A 17,620-nucleotide genomic window follows, 5' to 3' on the forward strand; every position below is an offset into this window, starting at 1 on the left:
TGAGTCATGGCCGAACGCCGCCGGTTGTTGACCGCCCTTCAGCACGTGGCCATCATGGCCGGACTCGTCGCCCTTTACTACCTGGTCCCGCTGGGCGACGGCTCCAACGTGGCGCGGCTCGGGGGCGCGGCCGGGCTGTTCATGCTCGGCGTGCTCGTGCTGGTCTGGGTGTTCGGCCGGCACACGATCGCGGTCGCCCACCACGACAAGCAGGCCAGGCTGCGCACGCTCCTGCTGCTGGTGTACGTGGTGACGATCTTCTTCGCCCTCGGCTACCTCATGGTGGCCACGATCGACCCGGCCCAGTTCGCGGGCCTGCGCACGCGCACGGACGCCCTGTACTTCACCGTCTCCACCATCGCCACCGTCGGCTTCGGCGACGTGCACGCGGTCGGGCAGCTGGCCCGCGCGCTCGTCGCCACGCAGATCATCTTCGACCTGGTCATCCTCGCGTCCCTGGTCGGCGCCTACCGCGCCGCCATGGCCCGCGAGGAACGCTAGGCCCACTCCCACCGGACGCCGTGCACGCCGGGCCGTACCTCGACGTCGGCGATGTGCACCGAGTCCCAGCCGCTCAGCCGTAACTCGCCCACGTCGGCGGGCGGGGTCGCGGTCGTCGGCTGGTGCGTGCGGAAGCAGCGCACCGGCGTCGTCCCCGGCGCGAACTGCACGGTCAGCAGGTACGCGTGCGCCGGGAAGCGGAACCAGCGGTTGTAGAACAGCGCCTGCGGCCCGCGCTTCCTGTAGCGGAACTCGTACTCCACCACATAGGTCTCCCCGGCCGCCAGGGGCCGGTCGAACAGCAGCTCCAGCGCGGTCAGCCCGGCGGGCTCGTCCTTCTTGACCCGTCCCAGCCTGCAGAAGGACGCGGAGAAGTCCTCGGGCAGGTGCGAGCGCTCGTTGTAGTGGATGGCCACGTGCCGGTCCACGCCGTCCGAGCGGGCCTGGAAGACCGCCCGGGTGCGCACCGAGCGCTCGTCGCGGTCCGTCCCCGTGGTGATGTGGTCGTGGTAGGACAGCAGCGCGAGCTGTCCGTCGGTGACGTTCTTGATCTCGCCGAGGAGCCGCTGCAGGCTCCCCGCTTCAGGGCACAGATCGCGGTACGGCACCGCGCCCGGCACATGGCTCACCCAGCGTCCCCTCGGCCTGGGCGGACCCAGGCTGGCGATGAGAGTGTCGCCCGGCAGGGCGAGGATCTCCTCCAGCGCGTGGAGCGCCCGGAGCGACTGCGATCGCTCCGGGCGGCACTTCCCGCGCTGCCAGTTGCTGAGGCTGGCCAGGCTGACCTTGATGCCGCGCTGGGACAGGCGGGCGTGCAGGCGCTCCAGGCTGAGTCCGCGCGCGGTGATCGCGTCACGGAGAAGGCGGTCGAAATGCTGATCCATCGGGACAACTCCCCGGTTTCAGGAGTGATCAGCCCGAATTTACAGCGCATGTGTCAGAAAGTCAGGCTCCACGCGTCGATGTAGCCCGAGTGATTGGAGTCGACGTCCTTGACCCGTAGCCGCCAGGTGCCGTTCGCGGGCGAGTCGGCGGCGTTCTTCGTGTACGTCTCGTGGATGATCGTGCCGTCGTCGGCCGGTGCCGGATCGCGCAGCCGGTAGACCACGCCGGTCGGGCCGACGAGGTCGAGCTGCAGGTCACCGCGCCAGCCGTGGTGGACGTCGGCGTAGACGCTCAGCGTGGCGGGGGCGTTGCCCGGCACGCCGGTGACCGTGATCGGGGACTCGGCCTGGCCCAGGTCGGCGACGTCGACGTTGGCCGCGTTCTCGAACGTGCGGCCGCCGGGGGTCTCCGTGCCGTAGTTCTGGATCCAGTCGCCGACGTAGCGGGTGGTGGTGCCTCTGCGGGCGCCGCCGCCGTACGCGCTGGAGCCCTCGAAGTAGGTCCAGCCGCCGATGGTCTTGTCCTGCAGCGGGACCCACGAGGAGCCGCTCTTCAGCGCGAAGTGCACGTGGTTGCTGCCCGCCGAGCCGCCGCAGGGGATGCGGGTGCTGGTCAGGCCGAGGTAGTCGCCCATCTGGAGCTGGGTGCCGTTGGGGCGGATCTCGTTGAGCAGGTGGTAGTACTCGGTGGTCCAGCCGTTGTCGTGGATGATGCGGATGTGCCCGCCGTTGGAGCAGACCCAGTAGGCGCGGCCGGACTGCGCGGCGAGCACGCTGCGGTCGCTGGCCCGGCTGTCGAGGTCGATCGAGCTCCACGGCCTGGGCTGGCCCGACCAGCCGTGCGGTCCGCCGATGATCTTCCAGGAGGCGCCCTGCTGGTAGGGCAGGGACAGGCCGGTGGGGGCGGCCTGGGCCTGGGTCTGGGCCTTGGTGTTGGCGGCGAAGGTACGCTTCTCGCCGTCGCTGACCACGGACGTGGGCGCCCGCTGGGCCAGGGCGGCGAACTCGGGCGTGCCGTCCAGACCGGCCTTCCATCCGGCGGCGGTGCGCTGGGCGACGAACAGCCAGCCCTCGGGGTAGGCGCCGTCGATGTTGGGCGCCTTGATCACCGAGGAGCCGAACACCCAGTCGCCCCGTGAACTGCGGCGCTGCACGTTGACTTCGGTGCCGGCGCCGGCGGCCGCGAGTTTGGAGCCCTCGGCCTGGCTGCGGGCGGTCATGAGCTGGACGACGGTCGAGTCGAGGTCGGGCTGGGCGGTGGGGGCCGCCGCGCCCATGGACGCGGTGGAAAGGACGATGACTGCGAAAACGGTGGATAAGCGGTGCCTCATCGAAGGCTCTCCTTCTCACTCCGGAGGCGGTCTCTCGCCGTGTACCGTCCACCAGCCCGCGGCAGGGCAACAACCACCCTCCGCGGCGGCCGGCCCAATTCCCTGACAAATCCGCTTTCAACGCTGAAGACGGCTGATGTTCTGGCAGGTCGGGCGCGTGGGCGCTGCGGCGGGGATTGAAGTTTCAGCGTTGAGGCCGCCGGCGGAGATTTCCTGATAACGCCCTCGCGGCCGCAATGCCTGCCGTACCTTCCTAGTCACGATATGCAGGCATGCGGATACGGATGGTGAGGTCGGGATGCGGCGGTCCATACGGGGGAACCGGATCCTCGCCAAGCCCTACCGGGACCTGGTCCTGCTCGGCTACCTCGCCCTGCCCGCGACCGGCGGCGAGGACCGGCGCCTGGCCTGGGCGCACCGGCTGGCCGCCGCCGCCGTGGCCCGCCACGGCAGGCTGGACGAGGCGGGCCTGCGCCGCGTGTTCCTGCGCAGGGTGCTGCGGCTGCGCCTCATGCCCTGGTCGGGGCGGCTCGGGCCGGTCGAGGTGGTGCCCGTCGTGGTGTCCAGGTCCGACGTCGCGCTCCTGCGCGAGCTCAACGGCCTCACCGGCGCGGGCCGCGCCGCCTACGCGATGCTCCTGCTGGAGGGCCGCCCGGCCGCCGAGGTGGTGGAGATCCTCGCGGGCGCCGGAGCCGCCGACCCCGGTGGCGCGCTGGCCGAGGCGAGGGCGGTGGAGCAGGCGCACGGCATCCTCACCCTGGACCCGACCGTCGCCCGCGTCTACGGCCGCCCGCTGCGCCGCGCCCGGATCGCCTTCGCCGCACTCCTCCTGCTCGGCGCGGTGGCCGTGGCCGCGCCCGACCTGGGCTCCGGCGGGCCGGTCAGCGCCGCGCCGCTGCGGGTCGAGCGCGCCGAGGCCGGCGCCTGGCGCGCGGGCACCGACCTCACGCTCGCCTCCTGGCCGCCGCGCGGCTCGCTCACCGGCGACGCCGAGCTGGTACGGCGGGCCCAGCGAGCCTGGGGCTCCGGCCCCGTCCAGCTGATCTACGCGGGCGAGCTGGACGGAACCCGGATCGTCCTGCTCCGCCGCCACGACCGGATCGCCCGCTTCACCACCGGCCAGAACCCCGCCACCGGTCAGCCCTCCACCGGCGGGCAGAGCGTTACGGCCGCTCAGGGCGCCTCCATCGGGCATGGCAACCCAGAAGGGCATGGCACTCCGGGTGGGCAGGGCGCCGCAGGGGAGCGGGACGGGCTGGAGGTGTTGCCCGCGCCTCGGGTCAAGCCCGACGGCGCGAGCCCGCTGAAGCTGCTCGCCACCCCGCGGGGCAACCGCTACCTGGTGCCCCCGTGGGTGACCGAGGTGTCGGCGGCGGCTCTGCCGGCCGGGGAACCACGCTGGCGCAAGATCGCCCTAAAGGACGGGGTCACCGCGGCGATCACCTCCGATGCCACGGGATCGGCCGCCTCAGGGCAGGGGTGCTGGCGGGGGCCGGTGCTGCGGCTGCGGGCGCCGGAGATCGCGCACGGCATGCCGTACACCATGCTGGACTTCGGGAGGTTGTCGTCGGCGAGTGCCACCTACCAGCCGCCGCCACCGGCCGACGTGAACCGGTACGGGCCCTGGGAGCTGGACGCGCTGGAGGAGGGGTTCGGCGCGTGGCGGGCGCTGAGTTGCGTGCTCGACCGGCCCTCGGGGGAGATCCAGGCGGCGACGTTGTGGGAGTTCTGGGCCGGGAGGCTGCCCGAGGGGGCCGGCGGGCGGTGGATGTGCCTGCGGCTGTCCGACGCCACGGGCGGCAACGTGGTGCGGGCGGTCCTCCTCACGCGGCGCGGCGGGCGCGTCGTGGGCGCCGCGACCGCGGCCAGGACCGGCACCTGGGACTGCAGCCGCCTCGGCCGGGACGTGGTCGCGGGGGTGAGGTGGACGGCGCCCTCCGGCAAGCGGTACTTCGTGAGCGCGGGCAGCCGCCGCGTCGCCCGGATCACGCTCGACGGCCGCGAGAGCACCGGCCGGTACGCCGCCAAGGCCACCGGCTCGGCCCCCGCCCTGTCGGCCGTCAACGAGAACGGCGACAAGGTGCCCGTCCTGAGATGACCGGCCGGCCTCGTGTAGAGTGAGTTGGAAATTCAAACTCACTAGGAGGGCCGCCATGGCCGGACTGCCGATCGACGGCGCGGTCGCGCTCGTGACCGGAGGCAACAGAGGGCTGGGCCGGGCGTTCACCCGGGCCCTGCTGGACAGGGGCGCGCGGACCGTCTACGCGGGCGCCCGCGACCCGGGCACCGTCACGGAACCGGGCGTCGTGCCGGTCCGGCTCGACATCACCGACCCCGCCCAGGTCGCCGCCGCGGCCGCGGAACTCGGCGACGTCACCCTCCTGATCAACAACGCGGGGATCTCCCGCGCCCGCGGCCTCGTCACGGAGCCCGACGCGCGGGCCGCGCGGGCGGAGATGGAGACGAACGTCTTCGGCACGCTGGAGATGTCCAGGGCCTTCGCCCCGGTGCTGGCCCGCAACGGCGGCGGCGCGCTGGTCAACGTGCTGTCGGTGCTGTCCTGGGTGGTCCTGCCCCAGGCCGCCTCCTACTCCGTCTCCAAGGCGGCGGCGTGGTCGCTGACCAACGGGATACGCCAGGAACTGCGCGAGCAGAAGACCCTGGTGGTGGGGGTGCACGCGGCGTTCATCGACACCGACATGGCCGCCCGCGTCACCCAGCCCAAGATCAGCCCGGCCGAGGTGGCCGCGCAGGCGCTCGACGCGGTCGAGCGGGGGCGTGAAGAGGTGCTGGCCGACGCGTTCACGCGCGAGGTGAGGGCCGGGCTCTCCACGTCCGTGTGACCGGTCAGCCGGCCACGGCCGCCACGTACTCGCGGAAGCCCTCCCAGGCGGTCCTCGTGTCGGGGTCGTCCTCGTGCGGGGAACGGAAGTCCTGGACGTAGATGGAGATGTCGTCCAGTTGCCAGCGCAGCCGGAAGAAGTCCATGGCGGCCTGTGAGACCTCGTGGCCCGTCGCCGCCGTGTACGCCTCCCGTGCCCGGCGGCACTCGCCCAGCGCCAGCCACAGATCCCGCTCGGGCGGGGCCAGCGCCACCGTGTCCCAGTCGATCAGCAGCCGCCTGGACCCCGCGCGCAGGACGTTGCCCGGGTGCGGCTCGCCGTGCGTGATCACCGTGCCGGTGCCGTGCGCGGCCGCCTGGGCGTCGAACCCGGCCAGGACCTCGCGCAGCTTCGCCGCGCCGTGGCCGGACAGCAGGCGGCGGGCCGGTTCCGCGTACGGGCCGCCGGTCCACGGCCGGTCGAGCTCGTTCAGGGCCCGCTCCAGGGCGGCGCGGCCGGTCAGCGACGGGTCGAAGACCGGGACGCCGGTGGCGGCGCTGCGGTGGAGTTCGGCCAGCAGGGCGGCCATCGCCGTACGATCGGAGCCGGTCTGCTCCTGGCCGAACTCGCCCGCCGTACCCTCGACGAGAGGGTAGACCGTCAGCGCGTAGTGCGGCGGGAAGGCCGCGATCGGCGCCCCGTCGCGGGCGGGCAGCGGGCGGACCACGAAGCCGAGGTCCAGGCTCGCGGCGGTGCGCATCGCGGCGGCCAGGGCGGCGAAGGAGCGGGCCGGGCGGGCGGCGGTGACGAACCAGCGGCCGTCGGCGGTCCAGTGGTGGTCGCCGAAGCCGACCGGGGCGTGGGTCAGGCGCCAGAACGGCAGGTCCCAGTGCTCGCGCAGCGCGCGCAGCAGGTCGCCGGCACGGATGTCGGCGGGTGGGTTCCGCAAGGTCACGTCCCTTCGGTGGTCGTCCTTCATGGGCGCCGGGTGATGACGCCGGCGTCGCGGGGAGCGCGAGAAGTTCCGGTCGCCCGCCCGCGTCCGGGGCTTCGAGTCGGCCGCGGCGCGCACCCGAGCCTGGCACAGGACGCGGCGGCGGGGCATCCGGTTTTGGCCCTGGCCGAAAAGTCCCGTTCCGTCCTGGCCGGGTCCGGCCAGTTCACCGAGATCGTCGGACACGCCGCTGCCGTCCGTGATAGCTACGTGACGCACGGTAATCACGGCGATTCTCGGGAGAACAAAACGATGGTGGCTTACGCGCTCGCGGTGGGGGCGGCGGTGGGCGTGGTGGCGCTCGCCGCCCTCGTGTTCAGGAAGATCGGCAAGGGCAGCGACGACAACGACCCCGGCGGTCCGTCGGTCGCGCACGCGGGCGCCATGCTGTCGGCGCTGTTCCTGCTCGCGTTCGCGATCGCGATCATCGTCCCCTGGACCAAGGCCGACTCCGCCCGCCAGAACACCCAGACGGAGAGCCAGGCGGCCGTCGAGGCCTACTGGGCCGCCGACGGCCTGCCCCCCGCGACGCGCGACGCGGTCCGCTCCGGGCTGCGCGACTACGTGGGGTTCGTCGTCGACAACGAGTGGCCGCTCATGGCCCAGGGCGCGGTCGACCCCGTCGGCGCCGAGCGGGTCGACGCGCTGCGCACGCAGGTGACCGGGCTCGCGACCAAGTCCGACGAGGTGGCGGACGCGCAGGACCAGGTCCTCGCGCACGTCCAGGACCTCGCCGCCGCCCGCGCCCAGCGCGTCATCGACGCCGGGGCCACGCCGCCGAACGGCCTGCTCCTGCTGACGGCGCTTTCCGGCATCATCGTGGTGCTGTTCCCGCTGCTGGCCGGTGCCCGGCCGCGCGGCTGGTCGGTGCTGCCGCTGATGGCGCTGGCCGGGATGCTCGGCTTCGGCATCTACCTCACCTGGGACATCATGCGCGTCTTCGACGGGCCGCTCGCGGTCGGGCCGGACGCGTTCCGCGCGGCGCTGCAGGAGTTCGCCCGCATAACCGGGGGCGTGTGACCGTGGCTCTGCCGCGCACGCCGCTGCTGGTGGCGGCGATGACTCTCGTGCTGTGCGCGGTCGCGCCGGGCGCGGCCGCCTTCTCGCCTCCGCCCGACCACGCCACGGCCCGGCACGGGCAGGAGCCCGAGCCGGATTCCGAGGCCGCGGTGGGGCCGGTGGACATCTCGCTGTGCCTGGAACTGGGGGTGGTGAGCGTGCGGCTGGGGTGCGCGAAGGAGCCGCCTCCGCCTCCGCCACCGCCACCGCCGCCCCCGGACCCCGAGCCGACGCCCGAGCCGACGCCCGAGCCGACGCCGGAACCGACGCCGGAACCGACCCCGGAACCGACCAGGAAGCCGACGCCGACGCCGGTGCGGCCGACACCCACGCCCGCCCCCACGCGCTCACCCGTGACCCAGCCGGTCGTCCAGCCGCGGGTCGTCGAGCGTGAGACAGCCACGCCGACCCCGTCACCCAAGCCGACGCCCAGCGCGCGGCGCGCCCGCGTGCGCGTCCCCGAGCCCCCGCCCCCGCGCAGAAACCCGCTGGGCACGGTGCTCCTGCTGGTGGTGCTGACCACCGCGATCGCCTCGACGACCGCCGTGGCCTTCGGCGCCTTCCGTTAGCTCTGCCGTGGCCCGCCCGGCCGTTCCGGGCGGGCCACGCCGGTCAGCGGGTGCGCGTCATCTGCTCGTTCATGATCAGGAACGCGCCCAGTCCGTGGAAGTCGTTGACCGGCCGCGCCCGGTTGAAGTAGTAGCCGAACACGTCGTCCACGTTGGTGCCCTCGCTGATGTCCACGATGGTGGTACGCCCGTCGGAGCCGGTCGACACCTTGGCCAGGACGCCCTGGTAGCCGCGCTCGGCGTACACCTGGTAGGACGGGTCGACGTAGCCGCGCTCGACCGAGCGGGAGATCGTGTAGGTGTACATGGCCGAGCACGAGGTCTCGGTCCAGTTGCCGGAGTCGCCGCGCTCGGTCACGACCTGGAACCAGCGCCCGGTCGCCGGGTCCTGCCAGGTGGCGTAGGCGGGGACGAGGTTGCGCAGCATGGTGATCAGGGCGGCGCGGCGCGGGTGGTCGGCGGGGATGATCTCGAGGAGGTCGATGGCCGCCATGCCGAACCAGCCGATGGCCCGGCACCAGGAGATGCCGTTGGTGTTGCCGAGCGAGGGCTTGACCCAGGAGGCGGTGAGCCCGCCGGGCTGGTCGTAGGCGTGGTAAAGCAGGCCCGCGGCGCTGCCCGACGTGCGGTTGAGGCGGCTGTAGTAGATCTCCATCTGCTTGGCCGGTTCGGTGCGGGTGAAGGCGTCCTCGGCGACCCACGCGCCGTAGCGGGCCAGGAACGGGTTGACCATGAACACGCCGTCGGCCCAGAGCTGGCCCTGGCGCGAGTCCGAGGTGGAGTGCCACCAGCCGCCGTCGGAGGTGCGCGGGTAGGTGTTCAGCCGGTTGCGGATCTTGGCGGCCGCGACGCGGTAGCGGCTCTGGCCGGTCTCCTTGAACAGCGCGAGCAGGACGTTGCCCGACTGCATGCTGTCGAGGTTGCTGAAGCTGTGGGAGATGTTGCCGGAGGAGTCGACGAAGCGGTCGGCCCAGTCCTTGATGTACTGCAGGAGGCGGGGGTCGCCGGTGCGCTGCCAGACCAGGTATTGGCCCCAGAGGTACAGGCCGCGGGTGTAGCCCCAGCCGCCGAGCGCGCCGGGGGAGTGGCGGGCCATGGTCGACTCGACCACCGCGGTGGACCAGTCGACGCCGCCCGGGTCGTCCACCGACAGCGAGTCGACGTTGGGCCCGCCGTTCGCGGTGGTGGCGGTGGCTCTGATCGGGGTGGTTCCGGCGGCCAGGGGGACGGTGAGGCGGGCGGTGCGCCAGTTGGTCCACGCGCCGGTGCCGGGGAAGTCGACCACGGTGCCGGCCACGTTCATCTGCCGGTTGGCCGCGGTGCCGTTGGCGTAGCGCAGGGTCAGGGTGACGGTGCGGGCCTCGGATGACTCGACCGCCCATTCGATGTAGGAGCCGAGCAGGTTGTCGTAGTTGACGAAACCGGTCCCGGTGTAGCCGGGATGGTTGGACTCGACGGCTCCCTGGGAGATCGTGGCGTTCTCGGCTTCGAGGAGCGCTGCCGCGCCGGCGGGCCGGGCGTGGAGCGACAGGGCGGCCAGCATGAGCGCCGTGGTGATCTTCAGGATCACGGCGAAGGCTCCTCACTGTGAGACATCCCATGTATCACCTGCCCCTGACGGCAGAGTGAGGTCTCCCGGGCTAGCTGGAGGCTGGAACGGCCCGGGAGACAGATCCAATCTTTCGCCGGAAGAGATCTGCTCCAGAGCTATCACCAAACGGTTGCTGCGTCCAGGGCCCGGTCAGATCATCGGATCTTTAACTCCTCAAAGTTAGGAAACCTTCTTAAAGAATGGAGCGTTCCAAGATCTGAAATCTGTTGACGGATGTGACTCTTTGTGGGAACACGATGAAAAGCTCCAATCTTTCGCCGCCAGTCTCAAGGAGCACCATGAAGTTACGTAGGTCCCGGGGAGCCTGTGCCCTCCTGCTCGCCGCCGGGATGCTGACCGCCTTGCCCGCCACGGCCGCCCAGGCCGCGCCGACCCGCTACGAGGCCGAGAACGCCACGATCGTCCAGGGCGCCGTCGAGTCCAACCACGCGGGCTTCTCCGGCACCGGATTCGTCAACGGAGAGAACGTCGCCGGGCCGTACGTGGAGTGGACCGTCAACGCGCCCGCCGCCGGACCCGCCACCCTCGCCCTCCGCTACGCCAACGGCACCACCGCCAACCGGCCCAGCGACATCAGCGTCAACGGCACCCTCGTCGCCGACGACCGCGCGTTCGCCCCCACCGGCGCCTGGTCCACGTGGACCACCAGCACGCTGACCGCGACGCTCCAGGCCGGGCCCAACAAGATCCGGGCCACCGCCTCCGCGACCGGCGGCAACCCCAACTGGGACTTCCTCGACGTCGAGATGTCCGCGCCGACCACCGAGTACCAGGCCGAGAGCGCGACGATCTCCCAGGGCGCCGTGGAGTCCAACCACCCCGGCTACACCGGCTCCGGCTTCGTCAACCTCGACAACCTCGTCGGCAGCTACGTCCAGTGGACCGTGAGCTCGGCCACCGCCGGCACCCAGGGCCTGTCCTTCCGCTTCGCCAACGGCACCGCCGACGCCAGGCCCATGGACATCTCGATCAACGGCGGCGCCCCCGTGAGCCTGAACTTCCCCTCCACGGGAGCCTGGCCCACCTGGCAGACCGTCAGCCTCAACGCCGCGCTCACCGCCGGCGCCAACACGATCAGGGCCACGTCGAGCACCGCCAACGGCGGCCCCAACCTCGACAAGCTCGACGTCACCGGACCCGGCGACACCGAGAAGCCGACCGCGCCCGGCCAGCCGTCCTGCACCCAGATCACCCACAACAGCCTCCGGCTGGACTGGGCGCCCTCGACCGACAACATCGGCGTGGCCGGCTACGACATCTTCCAGCTCGGCACCCAGATCGGCACCGCGGCGGCGCCCCCGCACACGCTGACCGGCCTGCAGGCGGACTTCACCTACACCATCTCCGTCTTCGCCCGCGACGGCTCCGGCAACGTCTCCGACAGCAGCCCCGAGGTCACCTGCCGGACGCAGCCGGCGCCGCCGGACGATCCGCCCACGCAGCCGGGCAAGCCGGCCGTCACCGGCGTCCAGCCGACCCAGGCCACGCTGACCTGGACCGCCTCGTCCGACGACAACGGCGTGCGCGCGTACCTGATCCGCGACGCGAGCAACACCGTGCTGCACACCGTGACCGGCACGCCGCCGGCCGGCACCGCGCAGGTGGCGCTGGAGTGCGACAAGACGTACCAGCTGCACGTGGTCGCGCGTGACACCGCCAACCAGCTGTCCGCCCCGAGCGCGGCGTCCGACTCCTTCACCACCGGCAGCTGCGGCACCGTGCCGCAGACCCCGGCCACGGTCGCCGGCAGCTGGGACATCCCGTGGGACATCTCCTGGGCGCCCGACGGCTCGTTCGCCCTGGTGACCGAGCGCGACACGTTCCGGGTGTTCAAGCTGACCCCGTCCGGCACCAAGACGCAGGTGGGAACCGTACCCAACAGCCAGACCACCGGCGGCGAGGGCGGCCTGATGGGCCTGGCGATGTCGAAGACCTGGAACGGCACCTCCGACCAGGAGGTGTTCTTCTTCCACACCTCCTCCGAGGGCAACCGCATCGCCAAGATGACCTTCAACGGCACCGCCCTGTCCGGCTACACCTCGCTGCTGCAGGGCATCGCCAAGAACCGCTACCACAACGGCGGCCGGCTCAAGTTCGGCCCCGACGGCTACCTGTACGCCACCACCGGCGACGCCCAGCAGACCAGCCACGCGCAGAACCTCAGCTCGCTCAACGGCAAGATCCTGCGCCTCACCAAGACCGGCGCCGCGGCCCCCGGCAACCCGTTCAACAGCCGCGTCTACAGCTACGGCCACCGCAACCCGCAGGGCATCGCCTGGGACTCCGCGGGCCGCCTGTGGTCCTCCGAGCTGGGCAACTCCTCGCGTGACGAGCTCAACCTGATCCAGTCGGGCAAGAACTACGGCTGGCCGCAGTGCGAGGGCACCTGCTCCGTCTCCGGCATGACCAACCCCAAGCGGACCTGGGGCGTCGGCGAGGCTTCGCCGTCCGGCATCGCCATCGTCAACAACACGGTCTTCATGGCCGCCCTGCGCGGCCAGCGCCTGTGGCGCATCGTCCTGAACGGCGAGAACGTCGGCACGGTCAACAGCTACTTCAACGGCACCTACGGCCGCCTGCGCGCGGTGGAGAAGGTGCCGGGAGCCGGCGCCATCTGGTTCGGCTCCAGCAACTCCGACAACAACGGCAACGGCAATCCGGACGTGATCCGCCGCTCCACCATCCAGTGACCCCACCGCCCAGCTCTCGCCCGGCGGCCGCACCCGCGGCCGCCGGGCGAGTCACCCCCCGAGCGGAGCCTCGATGACCCCCTCTCGACGTGACCTTCTGAAGGCCGCGGGCATCGCGGGCGGCGGCGCGGTCCTGCTGCCCCGCACGGCGGTGGCCGCATCAGGTACGGCCCTCGCCTCCCCCTGGGACCAGGTCCCCGCGATCCTGGCCAGAATCGTGCCGCCGGCCTTCCCCGACCGGACCTTCCCCATCACCGACTACGGAGCCAGACCGGACAACACCACCGACTGCACCCCCGCCTTCCGCGAGGCCATCGCCGCCTGCAACGCCGCCGGCGGCGGCACGGTCCTCGTCCCCGGCACCGGACGCTTCCGCACCGGCAAGATCCACCTGTTGTCCAACGTGCGCCTGCACGTGGAGGCCGGCGGCACGATCCGCTTCCGCTCCGACGCCGCGTCCTTCCTGCCGACCGTGTTCACGCGCTGGCAGGGCATCGAGTGCTACAACTACTCGCCCTTCATCTACGCCCGCGGCCAGACCAACATCGCGCTGACCGGCACCGGCACGATCGACGGCAACGCCGCGGCGGGCCCGTGGTTCGGCTTCGACGGCCGGCGCGACCCCGACTGGCAGCGCCTGCAGGCGATGGCCGTGGACGGCGTCCCGATCGACCAGCGCCAGTTCGGTGACGGCCACTACCTCAAGCCCAACATGATCCAGCTGTACGGCTGCGCCGACATCCTCATCGAGGACCTCGACATCAGGAACCCCGCGATGTGGGCGGTGCACCCGGTCCTGTCGCGCAACGTCACCGTCCGGCGCGTCAAGATCTACAGCCGGGGCGCCATGGTCGACGGCGTCGACCCGGAGAGCTGCGCCGACGTGCTCATCGAGAACTGCTCCTTCGACACCGGCGACGACGGCACCGTGATCAAGTCGGGCCGCGACATCGACGGCCGCCGCGTCGGGGTGCCGTCGGAGAACATCGTCATCCGCGGCAACAAGTACTACGGCCGCTGGGGCGCGATCACCGTCGGCAGCGAGATGTCCGGCGGCGTGCGCAACATCTTCGCCGAGAACAACCAGATCTTCCCCGGCTCCAGCTACAAGTCGTTCTACGCGCTCTACCTCAAGACCAACAACCGCCGCGGCGGCGTGATCGACGGCGTGCACGTACGCGGCCTGACCGGCGGCCCGTGCGACCGGGGCGGCTTCTTCATCGACATGAACTACAGCCTGACCGGCCCCGGCCACGGCCCCATCGTCCACCCGGTCATCCAGAACATCACCGTCGAGCATCTCGACATCAACGACTCCCCGTTCGCGATCAAGCTCTCCGGCTCCTCTGCCAGCCGGATCAGGAACGTGACCGTCTCCGACTCCACGTTCACCGCGATCGACACGCCCGCGCCGCAGATCAGCAACGCCGACAACGTGCGACTGCACAACGTCAGAATCAACGGCACCCTGTACGGCACGCCGCCCGCGGGCACCCGTTACGAGGCCGAGAACGCCACCATCGTCAGGGGTGTGGTGGAGTCCAACCACGCCGGCCACTCCGGCGCCGGCTTCGTCAACTACGACAACGTGGCCGGCTCCTACGTCGAGTTCGCGATCACCGCCGCCAACGCCGGGACGGCCACGCTGGCCTTCCGCTTCGCCAACGGCACCACCACGAACCGCCCCATGGACGTGGCGGTCAACGGCACGGTGATCGCCGCGGCCAAGCCCTTCAACGGCACGGGCGCCTGGACCACCTGGCAGACCGCCACGGTCTCGGCCCAGCTCGACGCGGGCGCCAACACGGTCCGGGCCACCGCCACCACGGCGAACGGCGGCCCCAACCTCGACCACCTGGAGGTGACCGCATGACCCCCGGGGAGGCGGCAGGCACGCCGGACCCGGCCACCCCGGGCACGTCACCGGCACCCGGCCCGCCACGGGCACCCGGCAGATCACCGGCACCCGGCAGGTCACCGGCGCCCGGCCCGCCACCGGAAGGCCGCGCCCCCGCGCTTCCGGGGGACCCGGTCCGCGTGCCCGGTGCGCCGGAGGCACACGGCGGGGCGGCGGGGCAGGGCGGTGCCCTGCCCGAGGATCCGGCGGGCGCGAGCGGTGGGACCGGTTCGTGGCGGGTGGCCGGGCCGGGCGGGTGGGGGGTGCCGCGGCGGGTGGTGCTCGGCGGCGCCTTCGGGTCCATGGCGGTCGCGGCGTTCCCGGGCGGGCTGGACACGGCCTGGGCCGGGGCGGCATGGGAGCTGGACAAGCGCGTGAGCACGCCGGAACAGTGGCGGGACTTCCTGGAAAAGCAGGACCTGCTCTGGGCCCGCCTGCCCACCGTCTGGCACGAGGGCCCCTTCCTGGGCGACGGCCTGCTCGGCAGCATGGTCTACAAGGAGCCCGGCGCCAACAAGGTCCGCTTCACCACCCAGCACGGCCGCGCGCAGGACCACCGCCCCCAGTTCGGCAGCGGGTTCGGCACCTGCCGCCTGCCCGTCGGCCACCTCACCCTCGACCCGGCCGGCACCATCACCGCCGTCGACTGGCGCCTGAGCCTGTGGGACGCCGAGCTCACCGGCTCGATCACCACGACGGCCGGGAGGATCACGTTCACCGCCTTCGTCCACGACGAGCTCCTCGTGGCCGACGCCACCGCGACCGGGGACGAGCAGGTCCGGTGGACGTTCCATCCGGAGGCGGCCGACAGCCCGCGTGAGGCCTCCGAGGCCCCGCCCTCCGGGTACGTACGCAACCCCGCCTGGACCACCAGGACGACCGGCGAGGTCAGGCAGGTTCTGCAGGCGCTGGCAGGCGGCGGGCAGACGGCCACCGCCTATCGGCAGAGCGGCGGCCTCCTGCTGCTCAGCGTCGCCCACAGCTTCCCGTCGGACACCGCCGCCGAGGCCGCCTCCCTCGCCAAGGTGCGGGACGCGGGGCCGTACCAGAGCCTGAGAGACGAGCATCAGGCCTGGTGGCACGCCTTCTACCCCAAGAGCTTCCTCAGCCTCCCCGACGAGCGGCTGCAGTCCTTCTACTGGATACAGCTGTACAAGACGGCGAGCGCGACGCGGGCCGGCGGGCCGGTGATGGCGACCACCGGGCCGTGGCTGGAGCCGACGCCGTGGCCGGGCGTGTGGTGGAACCTCAACGTGCAGCTCGAGTACTGGCTGATCCACGGGTCCAACCACCTGGAGCTCGACTCGGTCACCACCACCCTCGACCGGAACCGGCAGCGGCTCGTCGACAACGTGCCGAGCGCCTACCGCGCCGACTCCAGCGGTGTGGGGCGCAGCTCGGACATGTTCGCCACCAGGAGCGTCGGGACGCCCGGCAGCGGCGCCGAGGTCGGCGACCTGACCTGGGCGCTGCACAACGTGTGGCTGTCCTACCGGCACACCATGGACGACACGCTGCTGCGCGACACGCTGTTCCCGCTGCTCAGGCGGGCGATCAACTACTACCTGCACTTCCTGCGGACCGAGGGCGACGGCAGGCTGCACCTGCCCAGCACGCTGTCGCCGGAGTACCCGGTGGTGCCGCCCAAGAACACCAACTACGACCTCGCGCTCATCAGGTGGGGCTGCCAGACGTTGCTCGACGCGGCGGCCAGGCTCGGCGTCGACGACCCGCTCAAGCCCAGGTGGCAGAGCACGCTGGCGAACCTGACGCCCCATCCGACGGACGGCGACGGGTACATGATCGGCGCGAGCACGCCGTACAGCCAGTCGCACCGGCACTACTCGCACCTGATGATGATCTACCCGCTGTACCTGGTCACGTGGGATCAGGCGGCGAGCCGTACCCTCATCGAGCGCTCGATCGCGCGCTGGCACGCGGTCACCGGCGCGCACCGCGGCTACAGCTACACCGGCGCGGCCTCCATGTACGCGAGCATGGGCCGCGGCGACACCGCGCTCGGCTACCTGACGCGCTTCTTCGACCCGGCCACGTCCTTCCCCTGCCGGGCCAACACCCACTACACCGAGGCCGGCCCGGTCATCGAGACCCCGCTCTCGGCGTCGCAGAGCATCCACGACATGCTCTGCCAGAGCTGGGGCGGCGTGATCCGGGTCTTCCCCGCCGTGCCGTCGGCGTGGCCCGACGTGACCCTGCACGACTTCCGCACCCAGGGCGCCTTCCTGATCTCGGCGGTACGGCAGGCGGGGACGACCCGGTTCATCCGCGTGCGCAGCCTGGCCGGTGAGCCGCTCAAGCTGCGCCACGGCCTGCCCGGCGCGCCCACCGCGACCCTGGACGACGGCACCCCCGCCCAGGTCACCGACCTGGGCGGCGGAACCATGCAGATCGTGCTGGCCAAGGACCGCGAGGTGCTCCTGCACACGGGGCCGCGGCCGCCGCTGGTCGTCGACCGGGCACCGATCTCCAGGCCGGGCGCGCGCTGGGGCCTGCCGGGGACGCCGTCGCCGCCGAGCCGCCACGAGGCCGAGAACGCGCTGATCTCCCAGGGCGTGGTGGAGTCGAACCACGCCGGGTTCTCCGGCTCGGGCTTCGTCAACCTGGACAATGTGGCGGGCTCGTACGTGGAGTTCACCGTCGCCGCGACCGGCGCGAGCACGCTGACGATCGGCTTCGCCAACGGCACCACGAGCGGCAGGCCGATGACCGTCACCGTGGACGGCGCCGCCGCCGGGTCGCTGGACTTCCCGCCCACCGGGGCGTGGACGACCTGGCGGACGGTGTCGATCCCGGCCGGCCTCGGCACGAAGGTCCGGCTCACCTCGGCCACCGCCAACGGCGGGCCCAATCTCGACTACCTCGACGTGGCCGCCTCGGGCACCGACTACCAGGCCGAGGACGCGGTCATCACGCAGGGCGCGGTGGAGTCGAACCACGCGGGCTTCACCGGCTCCGGCTTCGTCAACCTCGACAACGTCGCGGGTTCGGCGGCCGAGTTCACCGTCACGGGCGGCGGGACGAGGACGATCACCGTCAGGTTCGCCAACGGCACCGCCGTCGCGCGCCCCATGGACGTGCTCGTCGACGGCGTGCGGGCCGGAGCGCTCACCTTCCCGCCGACCGGCGCGTGGACGACCTGGCAGACGCTCTCCCTCCGGGCGCAGCTCGGCACCAAGATCAAACTCGTGTCCACGTCCGCCAACGGCGGCCCGAACCTCGACAAGATCACTATCGGATAGG

The 17,620-nt window shown here is 71.9% G+C and carries 12 protein-coding genes; 8 read left to right on the plus strand and 4 right to left on the minus strand.

The annotated features are described in order from the left end of the window. Window positions 1-6: 6 nt before the first annotated feature. Complete coding sequence (locus ACIBHY_RS07475; RefSeq protein ID WP_397255405.1) at window positions 7-501, plus strand: ion channel; 495 nt, start codon at window positions 7-9, stop codon at window positions 499-501. Here ACIBHY_RS07475 and ACIBHY_RS07480 read toward each other — a convergent pair. Continuing rightward, window positions 498-1,385 (minus strand): multiprotein-bridging factor 1 family protein, encoded by an 888-nt coding sequence (locus ACIBHY_RS07480; protein ID WP_397255407.1) that lies wholly within the window; start codon window positions 1,383-1,385, stop codon window positions 498-500. The genes ACIBHY_RS07475 and ACIBHY_RS07480 overlap by 4 nt on opposite strands. A 53-nt stretch (window positions 1,386-1,438) precedes the next feature. After that, window positions 1,439-2,716, minus strand: a complete 1,278-nt coding sequence (locus ACIBHY_RS07485) for a proprotein convertase P-domain-containing protein (RefSeq protein ID WP_397255409.1) — start codon at window positions 2,714-2,716, stop codon at window positions 1,439-1,441. Window positions 2,717-3,014: 298 nt separating this feature from the next. Here ACIBHY_RS07485 and ACIBHY_RS07490 point away from each other — a divergent pair, with 298 nt between their 5' ends. Both ACIBHY_RS07490 and ACIBHY_RS07495 read left to right on the plus strand, forming a co-directional pair. Beyond that, complete coding sequence (locus ACIBHY_RS07490; RefSeq protein ID WP_397306231.1) at window positions 3,015-4,814, plus strand: hypothetical protein; 1,800 nt, start codon at window positions 3,015-3,017, stop codon at window positions 4,812-4,814. 55 nt (window positions 4,815-4,869) lie between these two features. Then, entirely contained in the window at window positions 4,870-5,559 is a 690-nt protein-coding gene (locus ACIBHY_RS07495) for an SDR family oxidoreductase (RefSeq protein ID WP_397306232.1), read from the plus strand. Window positions 5,560-5,563: 4 nt separating this feature from the next. On the opposite strand, the gene ACIBHY_RS07500 is transcribed toward ACIBHY_RS07495, so the two are convergent. Then, complete coding sequence (locus tag ACIBHY_RS07500) at window positions 5,564-6,493, minus strand: phosphotransferase (protein WP_397306233.1); 930 nt, start codon at window positions 6,491-6,493, stop codon at window positions 5,564-5,566. A gap of 291 nt (window positions 6,494-6,784) precedes the next feature. Here ACIBHY_RS07500 and ACIBHY_RS07505 point away from each other — a divergent pair, with 291 nt between their 5' ends. Beyond that, the gene (locus ACIBHY_RS07505) at window positions 6,785-7,552 is read left to right on the plus strand and encodes a hypothetical protein (RefSeq protein WP_397255417.1); all 768 of its coding nucleotides are present in this window, start codon (window positions 6,785-6,787) and stop codon (window positions 7,550-7,552) included. Then, a complete protein-coding gene (locus ACIBHY_RS07510) occupies window positions 7,549-8,160 on the plus strand; it encodes a hypothetical protein (RefSeq protein WP_397306234.1) in 612 nt (203 codons plus the stop codon). Before ACIBHY_RS07505 ends, ACIBHY_RS07510 begins: the two co-directional genes overlap by 4 nt. Before the next feature lie 43 nt (window positions 8,161-8,203). Here the strand turns inward: ACIBHY_RS07510 and ACIBHY_RS07515 are convergent, their stop codons facing one another. After that, window positions 8,204-9,730 (minus strand): glycoside hydrolase family 88 protein, encoded by a 1,527-nt coding sequence (locus ACIBHY_RS07515; RefSeq protein WP_397306235.1) that lies wholly within the window; start codon window positions 9,728-9,730, stop codon window positions 8,204-8,206. A gap of 320 nt (window positions 9,731-10,050) precedes the next feature. Here ACIBHY_RS07515 and ACIBHY_RS07520 point away from each other — a divergent pair, with 320 nt between their 5' ends. The 3 genes from ACIBHY_RS07520 to ACIBHY_RS07530 all read left to right on the plus strand — a co-directional run bounded on the left by ACIBHY_RS07520 (window position 10,051) and on the right by ACIBHY_RS07530 (window position 17,619). Continuing rightward, on the plus strand, window positions 10,051-12,462 hold the full coding sequence (locus ACIBHY_RS07520; protein WP_397255423.1) for a PQQ-dependent sugar dehydrogenase: 2,412 nt from the start codon (window positions 10,051-10,053) through the stop codon (window positions 12,460-12,462). A gap of 73 nt (window positions 12,463-12,535) precedes the next feature. Continuing rightward, window positions 12,536-14,335, plus strand: a complete 1,800-nt coding sequence (locus ACIBHY_RS07525; RefSeq protein WP_397255425.1) for a glycosyl hydrolase family 28 protein — start codon at window positions 12,536-12,538, stop codon at window positions 14,333-14,335. Beyond that, window positions 14,332-17,619, plus strand: coding sequence for a glycosyl hydrolase family 95 catalytic domain-containing protein (locus ACIBHY_RS07530; protein WP_397306236.1), 3,288 nt, complete (start codon window positions 14,332-14,334; stop codon window positions 17,617-17,619). Before ACIBHY_RS07525 ends, ACIBHY_RS07530 begins: the two co-directional genes overlap by 4 nt. Window position 17,620: the final 1 nt, after the last annotated feature.

The sequence above is a fragment of the Nonomuraea sp. NPDC050547 genome, from assembly GCF_044457345.1.
Taxonomy (GTDB): Bacteria; Actinomycetota; Actinomycetes; order Streptosporangiales; family Streptosporangiaceae; genus Nonomuraea.